General features: G+C 72.0%; 10 protein-coding genes. 5 read left to right on the top strand and 5 right to left on the bottom strand.

Annotated features, from left to right (window positions below):
- Positions 1-118: 118 nt before the first annotated feature.
- A complete protein-coding gene (locus tag AC07FY_RS24810) occupies positions 119-826 on the bottom strand; it encodes a class III extradiol ring-cleavage dioxygenase family protein (RefSeq protein WP_479009853.1) in 708 nt (235 codons plus the stop codon).
- A gap of 65 nt (positions 827-891) precedes the next feature.
- A complete protein-coding gene (gene miaB, locus AC07FY_RS24805; RefSeq protein WP_479009850.1) occupies positions 892-2,409 on the bottom strand; it encodes a tRNA (N6-isopentenyl adenosine(37)-C2)-methylthiotransferase MiaB in 1,518 nt (505 codons plus the stop codon).
- Positions 2,410-2,576: 167 nt separating this feature from the next.
- On the opposite strand from miaB, the gene AC07FY_RS24800 reads away from it, so the two are divergent.
- Positions 2,577-3,572, top strand: coding sequence for a TAXI family TRAP transporter solute-binding subunit (locus tag AC07FY_RS24800; protein ID WP_479009847.1), 996 nt, complete (start codon positions 2,577-2,579; stop codon positions 3,570-3,572).
- On the opposite strand, the gene AC07FY_RS24795 is transcribed toward AC07FY_RS24800, so the two are convergent.
- The 3 genes from AC07FY_RS24795 to AC07FY_RS24785 all read right to left on the bottom strand — a co-directional run bounded on the left by AC07FY_RS24795 (position 3,562) and on the right by AC07FY_RS24785 (position 7,061).
- On the bottom strand, positions 3,562-4,587 hold the full coding sequence (locus AC07FY_RS24795) for an ROK family protein (protein WP_479009844.1): 1,026 nt from the start codon (positions 4,585-4,587) through the stop codon (positions 3,562-3,564). The two genes, AC07FY_RS24800 and AC07FY_RS24795, sit on opposite strands and share 11 nt — an antisense overlap.
- A gap of 326 nt (positions 4,588-4,913) precedes the next feature.
- Positions 4,914-6,326: a sensor histidine kinase gene (locus AC07FY_RS24790; protein WP_479009841.1), complete on the bottom strand. Its 1,413-nt coding sequence runs from the start codon at positions 6,324-6,326 to the stop codon at positions 4,914-4,916.
- 12 nt (positions 6,327-6,338) lie between these two features.
- On the bottom strand, positions 6,339-7,061 hold the full coding sequence (locus AC07FY_RS24785; RefSeq protein ID WP_479009838.1) for a response regulator transcription factor: 723 nt from the start codon (positions 7,059-7,061) through the stop codon (positions 6,339-6,341).
- Between the two features lie 261 nt (positions 7,062-7,322).
- On the opposite strand from AC07FY_RS24785, the gene AC07FY_RS24780 reads away from it, so the two are divergent.
- The 4 genes from AC07FY_RS24780 to AC07FY_RS24765 all read left to right on the top strand — a co-directional run bounded on the left by AC07FY_RS24780 (position 7,323) and on the right by AC07FY_RS24765 (position 10,714).
- Complete coding sequence (locus AC07FY_RS24780) at positions 7,323-8,108, top strand: amino acid ABC transporter ATP-binding protein (RefSeq protein WP_479009835.1); 786 nt, start codon at positions 7,323-7,325, stop codon at positions 8,106-8,108.
- A gap of 118 nt (positions 8,109-8,226) precedes the next feature.
- The gene (locus AC07FY_RS24775; RefSeq protein WP_479009832.1) at positions 8,227-9,081 is read left to right on the top strand and encodes a glutamate ABC transporter substrate-binding protein; all 855 of its coding nucleotides are present in this window, start codon (positions 8,227-8,229) and stop codon (positions 9,079-9,081) included.
- An 83-nt stretch (positions 9,082-9,164) separates the two neighbouring features.
- Positions 9,165-9,839, top strand: coding sequence for an amino acid ABC transporter permease (locus AC07FY_RS24770; protein WP_479009829.1), 675 nt, complete (start codon positions 9,165-9,167; stop codon positions 9,837-9,839).
- Positions 9,836-10,714: an amino acid ABC transporter permease gene (locus AC07FY_RS24765; protein WP_479009826.1), complete on the top strand. Its 879-nt coding sequence runs from the start codon at positions 9,836-9,838 to the stop codon at positions 10,712-10,714. The genes AC07FY_RS24770 and AC07FY_RS24765 overlap by 4 nt, the downstream gene beginning before the upstream one ends.
- Positions 10,715-10,861: the final 147 nt, after the last annotated feature.

The following is a 10,861-nucleotide window of genomic DNA, read 5'->3' as shown; positions in this document are numbered from 1 at the left end:
CCTTGACCCCCGCTCCTCGCCGTGGCCCCCGGGTGGGTGGGGGGGGGGGGGGGGGGGGGGGTGGGGGTTCTTTTCCCCCCCCCCCCCCCCCCCTCCGCCGCTTCCGGGCGCGGCCGGGCTACGACCAGGCCGCGACGAAGTAGCCGACCCCGTAGGGCGCGTCCTCGTAGAGCAGCCGCCCGCCCAGCCCCGCGTTCTCCGCAGCGCCCGCCAGGACCTGCCAGGGCGCCCGTCCGGCGGCCAGCAGCTCGGCCGCCAGACCGGCGTCGAGGGCGGCGAGCGCGGCCGTGTCGGCCCCGCCCAGGGCGCGGGCGGCCGCCGCGTCGAAGGCGGCGGCCCGCTCGTCGAGGTAGCCGGGGGCCTTCAGCGTCCGGCAGGCGCTGCCGTCACCCATCACGAGCAGGGCGACGCGGGAGCCCCGCGCGGCCAGATCGCGGCCCGTCTCCAGGCACGTCGCGGTGTCCAGTCCCTGCGCCACCCCGAGCCCCTCGACCGGCGCCGCACCCCAGCGGGCGCGGCCCAGCAGCCAGGCGCCCACGGCCAGCGAGGGTGGCAGCAGCCGCGGCCTGTCCTCCCCCTCACCCAGCCGTACGTCGGCCTCGACGCCGAATCCGCGGAAGGTGCCGCGGGCACCCGGCGGGTAGGGCCCCAGGTGGTCCCCCTCGGCGGCTCCGACCACGACGAGCAGGTCGGGCCGGGACGCGGCGAGCACCGCGAGCGCGTCGGAGCAGGCGGTGCGGGCGTCGCCGAGTTCGGCGGCCGCCCCCGCGGCGACCTCCGGCACGAGCAGCGGCGGGGCAGGACAGACGGCGGCGGCTACGAGCATGATCCGCAGCCTAGTGCCGTGAGCGGGAAGGTTCACCGCGCCAGTCGCCGCCGGCGGCCCTTTCGTCAGTCGATCGCGCAGCCCGAGGTGGCGGCGGGCAACGGGGCCGGGACGCCCAGGGTCGGGATCCCGAGCATGACCCCGGCGGGCTGGGCCGGGGCGGCATTGCGCTTCTCCCAGGCGTCCCCGGCACGGGTGCGGCGCACGGTCAGAGTCGGGCCCTCGGCCAGCAGGTGGTGCGGGGCGGCGTAGGTGATGTCCACGGTGACCACGTCACCCGGCCGGACCTCGGCCACGGGCTTGGTGAAGTGGACCAGCCGGTTGTCGGCGGCGCGGCCGGACAGGCGGTGGGTGGCGCCGTCCTTGCGGCCCTCGCCCTCCGCGACCATGACCTCCAGGGTGCGGCCGACCTGCTTCTTGTTCTCCTCCCAGGAGATCTCCTCCTGGAGGGCGACCAGGCGCATGTAGCGGTCCTGCACGACCTCCTTGGGGATCTGCCCGTCCATCTCGGCGGCCGGGGTGCCGGGCCGCTTGGAGTACTGGAAGGTGAAGGCGCTCGCGAAGCGGGCCTCGCGCACCACGTGCATCGTCTGCTGGAAGTCCTCCTCCGTCTCACCGGGGAAACCCACGATGATGTCGGTGGAGATCGCCGCGTGCGGGATCGCGGCGCGGACCTTCTCGATGATCCCGAGGAAGCGCTCCTGCCGGTAGGACCGGCGCATCGCCTTGAGGATCGGGTCCGAACCGGACTGCAGGGGCATGTGCAGCTGCGGCATCACGTTCGGGGTCTCGGCCATGGCCGCGATCACGTCGTCCGTGAAGTCGCGCGGGTGCGGGGAGGTGAAGCGGACCCGCTCCAGGCCCTCGATCCGGCCGCAGGCGCGCAGCAGCTTGCTGAAGGCCTCGCGGTCGCCGAGGTCGGAGCCGTAGGCGTTGACGTTCTGGCCGAGCAGGGTGATCTCGGAGACGCCCTCCGCGACCAGGGCCTCCACCTCGGCGAGGATGTCGCCGGGACGCCGGTCCTCCTCCTTGCCGCGCAGCGCCGGGACGATGCAGAAGGTGCAGGTGTTGTTGCAGCCGACGGAGATCGACACCCAGGCCGCGTACGCGGACTCGCGGCGGGTCGGCAGCGTCGAGGGGAACGCCTCCAGGGACTCGGCGATCTCGACCTGCGCCTCCTCCTGCACGCGGGCGCGCTCCAGCAGCACGGGGAGCTTGCCGATGTTGTGCGTACCGAAGACGACGTCGACCCACGGCGCCCGCTTGACGATGGTGTCGCGGTCCTTCTGGGCGAGGCAGCCGCCGACGGCGATCTGCATGCCGGGCCGCTTCGTCTTCATGGGGGCGAGCCGGCCGAGGTTGCCGTAGAGCTTGTTGTCGGCGTTCTCGCGCACCGCGCAGGTGTTGAAGACCACGACGTCGGCGTCGCCGTCGCAGCCCTCGGGGGCGCGGACGTAGCCGGCGTCCTCCAGCAGACCGGACAGCCGCTCGGAGTCGTGCACGTTCATCTGGCACCCGTAGGTGCGCACCTCGTAAGTTCCCTTGACGTCCACTGCCGTGCTCCGGTCGCTGCTGCTGGTCATGGAACAAGGGTAGGCGGTGCCCGGAGGGCCTCCGCCCGCCCGGTGCGGCTCGGCCCGCGCCGTGGCAGGCCGGTGCCCGCGCTTGCGGCAGGCCGGCCCGCGCTCGTGGCCCGCGGCAGGACGGCGGGCGGGTGACAGGACGGCGGGCGGGTGGCAGGATCGCGGCCATGCCTCACGTACCGCCCCGGATCAGCAGGCGCCACGCCCTGCGGGCCCTGGTGGCCGTACTCGCCCTGCTCGGCGTGCTCGTCTGGTGGCTGAAGCCGTTCGGGGAGCCGGAGCTCACGGGGAAGCTGACCTTCAGCACGGGTGTCAAGACCGGCGTCTACCACCTCTACGGGGAGCTGTTGAAGCAGCAGCTGCGGGAGGACGTACCCGAGGTGAAGGTACGGCTGGAGCCCAGCGAGGGCTCGCAGCAGAACCTCCAGCGGCTGGCCGCCGGACAGGCGGACTTCACGGTGGCGACGGCGGACGCGGTGGCCAAGTACCGCCAGGACGGCAAGCCCGGGGCGAACTCGCTGCGCGGCCTCGCCCGGCTCTACGACGACTACGTGCAGCTGGTGGTGCCGGCCGGGTCCCCGGTGCAGTCCGCGGGCGACCTGCGGGGCAAGCGGGTGGCGATCGGGCAGCCGGGCTCCGGGGTGCGGCTCATCTCGGAGCGGCTGCTGACCGCGGCCAGGCTCGATCCGGTGCGCGACGTCACCCCGGTGTCCATCGGCATCGACACCATGCCGGCCGAGCTGGAGGCCGGGCGGATCGACGCCTTCTTCTGGTCGGGCGGGCTGCCGACGAACGCCGTGGAGGAGCTCTCCGAGCGCTTCGACATCAGGCTCGTGCAGCTCGGCGACCTGGTGGAGCAGTTGCAGGGGAGCGGCAGCCCGGCGCGCTACTACCGGGCGGCGGTGATGCCGCAGGACGCCTACGCGCGGGCCCGCAACACCAGTGCGGTGGCCACCCTGGCCGTGCCGAACCTGCTGGTGACCACGGAGGCCACCGACCCGGCGCTGACCGAGCGGTTCACCCGCACGGTGATCGGCAGCCGTGACAAGATCGGGCGCGAGGTGCACGCGGCGCAGCTGGTGGACCTGCGGACCGCGATCTACACCGACCCCCTGGACCTGCACGAGGGCGCGCGGCGCTACTACCGCTCGGTCAAGCCGTAGCGGACGCCGTACCGGTGTGGGGCAGCAGCATGGCGGCGGCCGCGGCCGCGCCGATCAGGCCGGCGTGCGTGCCGAGGCTCGCCGGGACCACCTCCAGATCCCGGACGAAGGACAGGGTGGCGTAGTCGGCGAGGTGCCGACGGATCGGGGCGAGGAGGGTGTCGCCGGCGGACGCGACGCCGCCGCCGATGACCGCGATGTCCGTCTCGACGAGGGTCGCGGTGGCCGCGATGGCCGCCGCCAGGGCCCGGCCGGCGCGGTCGAAGGCGGCCAGGGCCACCGGATCACCGGCCTGCGCGGCCGCGGCCACGCCCGCGGCCGTGGCGTCGCCACCGGGCTCCGCCGGGGTCCAGCCCCGGGCGCGGGCCCAGGCGGCGATGGCGGTGCCGGAGGCGATCGACTCGACGCAGCCGCGACCGCCGCACACGCAGGGTTCGCCGTCGAAGGCGACGCTGATGTGGCCGATGTGCCCTGCGTTGCCGGTGGGGCCGGCGTGCAGCTGGTTGTTCAGGATGAGGCCGCCGCCGACACCGGTGGAGACCACCATGCACAGGGCGTTCGCGTGGCCGCGGGCCGCCCCCAGCCAGTGTTCCGCCGCGGTCATCGCCACGCCGTCCCCGGCCAGCACGGCGGGGACGCCGGCTCCGCGGGCCGCGAGCTCCGCCGTGATCCGGTCGTGGACCGGGAACTCCCGCCAGGCGCTGATGTTGACCGGGCTGACCGTCCCCCGGGAGGAGTCCACCGGACCGGCGCTGCCGATCCCGCAACGGACCGCCGAGGACCACAGCGGGGAGGCGGACAGGTCGGCGATCACCCCGGTGACCGCCGCCATCACGGTCTCCGCGTCGGCGTCGGCACCGCGCGGGGTCGGGCGGCGGGTCGTGGCCGTCATGGCGCCGTCGGGGTGCACCAGCGCCCCGGCGACCTTCGTCCCGCCGATGTCGATCGCGACCGTCAGCCCTGCGGCCGAGGCGCCGGCTCGTGGCGTGGGGAAGGGGGCGGTGGGACTGGTCACGGTGGCGGCTCCAGACGAGGGGTCGCCTTCAGTATGCGCCGCCTGCGCTGCACCAATCCCGCGGGCCGCCGGGCACCCCCGGCCCGCGCACGGCGGGGAGGGGCGGTACGGATCACGGGTCTCGGGCAGGCAGCCGTGGCACGGCCGCTCGCCGATCCGGTCGGTACGCGACACCACCGCCGGCCGGCGCCCGGCGACTCCCCGGCACGCGGACGGCGGACACCGCGACCCACCCCGAGGAGACCGGGCCCGGCTCCGCCCGCCGCGGCCGGGCAGCCGGTCCGTGCCGCGCCGGCACGGTGTCCGTCCTGAGGGGGGAGCGCAGGTCAGAGGGTGTGCGGGTCGGTGCGCGGAACCGCCACCGTCACCCGCAGCCCGTGGGGCGGGTTCGTCTCGTACGACAGGGACCCGCCGCCCGCGGCGAGCAGGGCGCGGGAGATCGACAGACCGAGCCCGGAGCCCTTGACGTTCTGGTGCCGGCCGCTGCGCCAGAACCGGTCGCCGATGCGCAGCAACTCGTCCTCGGTGAGGCCGGGGCCGCGGTCGGCGACGACCACGCGGACGGTGCGCTCGAGGACCTCGACGGAGACCTCGACCTCCTCACCGGCGGGCGTGAACTTCAGGGCGTTGTCGATGACGGCGTCGAGCGCGCTGGACAGGGCGATGGGGTCCGCCCAGCCGGTGACGGCGGACCGGCCCGACGCGGTGAGGCGCACGCCCTTCTCCTCGGCGTACGGGCGCCAGGCGGCGACGCGCTCGGTGGTCAGCGCTCCGATGTCGGTGAGGCTGATCTCTGCGGAGGCGTGCTCGGCCAGCGCCAGGTCCAGCAGGTCGTCCAGGACCTGGGTCAGGCGCTTGCCCTCGGCCCGCACGGAGGCGATCTCCTCGTTGCCCTCGGGGAGTTCGAGGGCGAGCAGCTCGATCCGCAGGAGCAGCGCGGCGAGCGGGTTGCGCAGCTGGTGGGAGGCGTCCGCGACGAACGCCCGCTGCTGCTCCAGTACCTCTTCGACGTTGTCGGCCATCTCGTTGAACGACCGGGCCAGGCGTTGGAGTTCCGGGGGGCCTCCGGCGGCCGCCACCCGTGAGTTCATCCGTCCGGTGGCGATGCCGTGGGCGGCCGCGTCCAGGGTCCCGACGGGCTTGAGGACCCAACTGGTCAGGCGCAGGGCGGCGCCGAAGGCGACCAGCATGGCGGCGGCGAGTCCGCTCGCGATGAGCAGCCAGCCCCGCAGGATCCGCCCGCGCATCTGGTCGGTGGGTGATTCGGTGGCGACGACGGCGACCACGTCCCCGTCGAGGACGACCGGGGAGGCGACGAGCAGCTTTCCGTTGACCTGCCAGGGCCAGACCTGGCCGGGATCGTGGCTGCGCCGTCCGGCCAGGGCCTCCCTGAAGGCGCGGGGGGCTTCTCCGGTGGTGGGCAGCTCCCACCAGCCGGGGGCGCGGGCCATGGCGCTGTCGTCGCGGTAGAAGACGCCGACCCGGATGCCGTAGACGTCCTGGTAGCGGGCGAGTTCGCGCTGGAGGGTCGCGATGCGCTCGTCGGCGCCACTGGACCCGGAGCCCTCGGCGTCGATCACGAACTGGGCGAGGGCGGCGAAGCGGGCGCTGTCGTCGATGCGGTCGACGACCACGCGCTGCTGCTGCCCGGCGGCCAGGCTCACGGCGAGCGGGAAGCCGAGCGCGAGGAGCGTGCCCGCCATCAGGACGACGAGCAGCGGGAGCAGCCTGGCGCGCACGGAGCCGGTTCCTTAAGGGGCGCTGGGGGCGGTGGGGGCCGTGGGGGCGACGAGCCGGTAGCCCACCCCGCGGACGGTCTCGATGAGCGCGGGCATGCGCAGCTTGGAGCGCAGCGAGGCGACGTGGACCTCCAGGGTCCGGCCGGTCCCCTCCCAGCTGGTGCGCCACACCTCGCTGATGATCTGCTCTCGGCGGAAGACGACCCCGGGCCGCTGGGCGAGCAGCGCCAGCAGGTCGAACTCCTTGCGCGTGAGCGGGACGTCGGCGCCGTCCACGCTGACCCGCCGGGTGGGCAGCTCGATGCTCACGGGGCCGAGCCGGACGGTGGCGGGGGTCCCGGTCCCGGTGGCGGCGGCCTCCTCGGAGGCCCCGGTGCGCCGGGCGACCGCGTGGATGCGGGCCAGGAGTTCGCCGGTGTCGTAGGGCTTGACGACGTAGTCGTCGGCGCCCATGTTCAGGCCGTGGATGCGGGAGCGCACGTCGGCGCGCGCGGTCACCATGATGACCGGCGTGGCGGTGCGCTTGCGGATCTTGCCGCACACCTCGTAGCCGTCCTGGTCGGGCAGTCCGAGGTCGAGCAGGACGACGCCGAAGGGCGGCGCCCCTGCGGGCAGCAGGGCCTGGAGGGCCTCCTCGCCGTTGCGGGCGTGGGTGACCTGGAAGCCGTGCCGGGCGAGGATCGCGGACAGGGCGGCGGCGACGTGGTCGTCGTCCTCGACGAGCAGCAGTCTCATGTCGTCCCCCTCTCCTGTTCTCGTGTCGGGCTCCCCGTTCGGAGCCACCTTGCATCCACGCCGATGAGGACCCCCACGTCAAGGGGGTTCCGGCTCGTCGCGCCTACCGTTATGCACCCGGTACGGACCGATCCACGGGGCGTACGGAGCGTATCCGGGCGAAGCCCGATCGTTATGCTCAATTCTCGCTCAGATGTGATGACGGTGTGGACGCATCGTCACTACTGTCCTCCCAACCGAGGAGGACGGAGCAAGAAGCCGATGAGCGGAGTATCAGTGACCAAGGACGTGCAGGACGCGGCCGGCGCCGCGGACGACCTGGTCGTACTGAGCAACGTCAACAAGCACTTCGGCGCGCTGCACGTGCTTCAGGACATCGATCTGAGCATTGCCCGCGGTGAGGTCGTCGTGGTGATCGGTCCTTCGGGATCGGGCAAGTCCACCCTGTGCCGGACCATCAACCGGCTGGAGACCATCGACTCGGGCACCATCACGCTCGACGGCAAGGAGCTGCCCTCGGAGGGCAGGGAACTGGCCCGGCTGCGCGCCGACGTCGGCATGGTGTTCCAGTCGTTCAACCTCTTCGCGCACAAGACGGTGCTCCAGAACGTCATGCTGGGCCAGGTCAAGGTCCGCAAGACGGACCAGGCGGCCGCCCAGGCCAAGGCGGTGGCCCTGCTGGACCGGGTGGGCGTCGGCTCGCAGGCCGACAAGTACCCGGCGCAGCTCTCCGGCGGCCAGCAGCAGCGCGTGGCGATCGCCCGTGCGCTGGCCATGGAGCCGAAGGTGATGCTGTTCGACGAGCCGACCTCGGCGCTCGACCCGGAGATGATCAACGAGGTGCTGGAGGTCATGCAGCAGCTCGCCCGGGACGGGATGACCATGGTGGTCGTCACGCACGAGATGGGCTTCGCCCGCTCCGCGGCCAACCGGGTCGTCTTCATGGCCGACGGGAAGATCGTCGAAGAGGCCGCGCCCGAGCAGTTCTTCAGCAATCCCCGCAGCGACCGGGCGAAGGACTTCCTGTCGAAGATCCTGCACCACTGAGGTTCCGGTCTGGTAGTCATCCGGTGACGGACCACCGGCGGGCGGCTCGTGCCGGCCGCGGTTGCGGCCGTACGCGTCGCTCGTCGTTCAACCACGTCTCATCCGAGGGAAGTTCACCATGAAGATCTCCAAGGCCGTTGCGGCCGCGGCCGCAGCCGTCGCTCTCGCCCTGACCGCGACCGCCTGTGGCGGCGGCAGCGACAAGGGTGCCGGTGACGGCGGTGCGTCCGGTGACGCCAAGAAGGACAAGATCGTCATCGGCATCAAGTTCGACCAGCCTGGCCTGGGCCTGAAAACCCCGGACGGCAAGTACACGGGCTTCGACGTCGACGTCGCCACCTACGTGGCCAAGGAGCTGGGCTACCAGCCGGACCAGATCGAGTGGAAGCAGGCGGTCAGCGCCGAGCGCGAGAACCTGATCTCCAACGGCGACGTGAAGCTGGTCGTCGCGAGCTACACGATCAACGACAAGCGCAAGGAGCGGGTCGACTTCGCCGGCCCGTACTTCCTCGCGCACCAGGACCTGCTGGTCCGCGCCGACGAGACCTCGATCACCAAGGCCGAGGACCTGAACAAGAAGAAGCTCTGCTCGGTCACCGGTTCGACCTCGGCGCAGAACGTCAAGACCAAGCTGGCCCCCGAGGCCGACCTGCTCGAGCAGGGCGGCTACTCCGAGTGCCTGACCGGCCTGGAGAACAAGAAGGTCGACGCCCTGACCACGGACAACTCGATCCTGGCGGGTTACGCGGCGCAGGACAAGAACAAGGGCAAGTTCAAGCTGGTCGGCCTCAGCCTGAGCAACGAGCCCTACGGCATCGGTCTGAAGAAGGGCGACAAGGACCTTCAGACCAAGGTCAACGCCGCGCTGAAGAAGATGGTCTCGGACGGCGCCTGGGAGGCGGCCGTGCAGAAGAACTTCGGCCCGGCCAACTACAAGAGCGAGCCTGCCCCGCAGATCACCGAAGGCAGCTGATTCATCGGTGAGGGGCGCCGCCGCCCGCCTGTCACGGGCGGCGGCGCACCTCACCGGCCATCCTGGGGAGAGCGCAGGGCATCGTGTTCGATTTTCTTGATTCCGGGCAGTACGACGTGCTCGGAGCCTTCTGGGTGACGGTTCAGCTCACCCTCTACTCGGCGGTCGGGTCCCTCATATGGGGCACCGTCCTGGCGGGCATGCGGGTCAGCCCGGTCCCGCTGCTGCGGGGCTTCGGTACCGCATACGTCAACCTCGTGCGCAACACTCCGCTGACCGTGCTGATCATCGCCTGCTCGCTGGGCCTGAGCCAGACGCTCGGCATCGAGCTGGGCGGCGGCACGTTCAAGGAGATCGGCTTCAAGCTCGCGATCCTCGGGCTCGTCGCCTACACCGGCACCTTCGTCTGCGAGGCGCTGCGCTCGGGCATCAACACCGTGCCCGTCGGCCAGGCCGAGGCGGCCCGCGCGCTGGGGCTGAGCTTCTTCCAGGTGCTCACCCTCATCGTGCTCCCCCAGGCTTTCCGGGCGGTCGTCGCACCGCTCACCAACGTACTGATCGCACTCACCAAGAACACCACGGTGGCGGCGACCATCGGCGTGGCCGAGGCGGCCCTGCTGATGAAGGAAATGGTCGAGAACGAGGCCCAGGCGCTCTTCGCCGTGTTCGGCATCTTCGCCCTCGGCTTCGTCCTGCTGACCCTGCCGACCGGCCTGGTGCTGGGCTGGGTGGCCAAGCGAGTGGCGGTGAAGCGATGACCTCCGTGCTGTACGACGCGCCGGGCCCCAAGGCCAAGGCGCGCAACTGGATCTACACCGGCGTCTTCGTCGTGCTCCTCGGGCTCGCCCTGTGGTGGGCGCTGTCCCTGATGGCCGACAAGGGCCAGCTCGACGCCGACAAGTGGACGCCCTTCGTCACCGACGGCCAGATCTGGACCACCTTCCTGATCCCCGGCCTGCTGGAGACCCTCAAGGCCGGCGCGATCGCCATGGTGATCGCCATCCCGCTGGGCGCCCTGCTGGGCATCGGCCGGCTCTCGGACCACGCCTGGGTGCGGGTGCCCGTCGGAACGGTCGTGGAGTTCTTCCGCGCCATCCCGGTGCTGATGCTGATGATCTTCGGCTCGGCCTTCTTCGTCCAGTTCACCGACATCCCCTCGGACCAGCGTCCGCTGTACGCGGTGGTCACCGGTCTGGTCCTCTACAACGCCTCCGTCATCGCGGAGATCGTCCGGGCCGGCGTCCTGTCCCTGCCCCGCGGCCAGACCGACGCGGCCAAGGCGATCGGCATGCGCAAGGGCCAGACCATGGCCTACGTGCTGATCCCGCAGGCCGTCACCGCGATGCTGCCCGCCCTGGTCAGCCAGCTCGTGGTGATCCTCAAGGACACCGCCCTCGGCGGCTCGCTCCTCGGCCTCGCCGAGCTGCTGTCCATGAACCGGCAGATCTCCGCGAACTACAGCAACACCATCGCGACCCTCTTCGTGATCGCGCTCCTCTTCATCCTGGTGAACTTCGCCCTCACCTCCTTCGCCTCCTGGCTGGAGCGCCGCCTGCGCAAGTCCACCAAGAGCACCGGCGCGGTGGTCGGCGTGGCCGACGCCGGCGACATGGCCACCGGCCAGGCGGTCTGACGTCCGGTCAGTCTTTGTGCGTACCCTGTGTGGTGGGGGGGGGGGGGGGGGGGGGGGAAAAAAGGGGGGGGGGGGGGGGGGGGTCTCTGGGGAGAGGGCTCCAACGGGGTGGTACGAGGTTTTGCTTCCCGCCACGGACACCAGGGG

The organism is Streptomyces sp. NPDC045967, assembly GCF_056430495.1.
The sequence above is the reverse complement of the archived record's forward strand: the minus strand, read 5'-3'. Positions and strand labels throughout refer to the sequence as shown.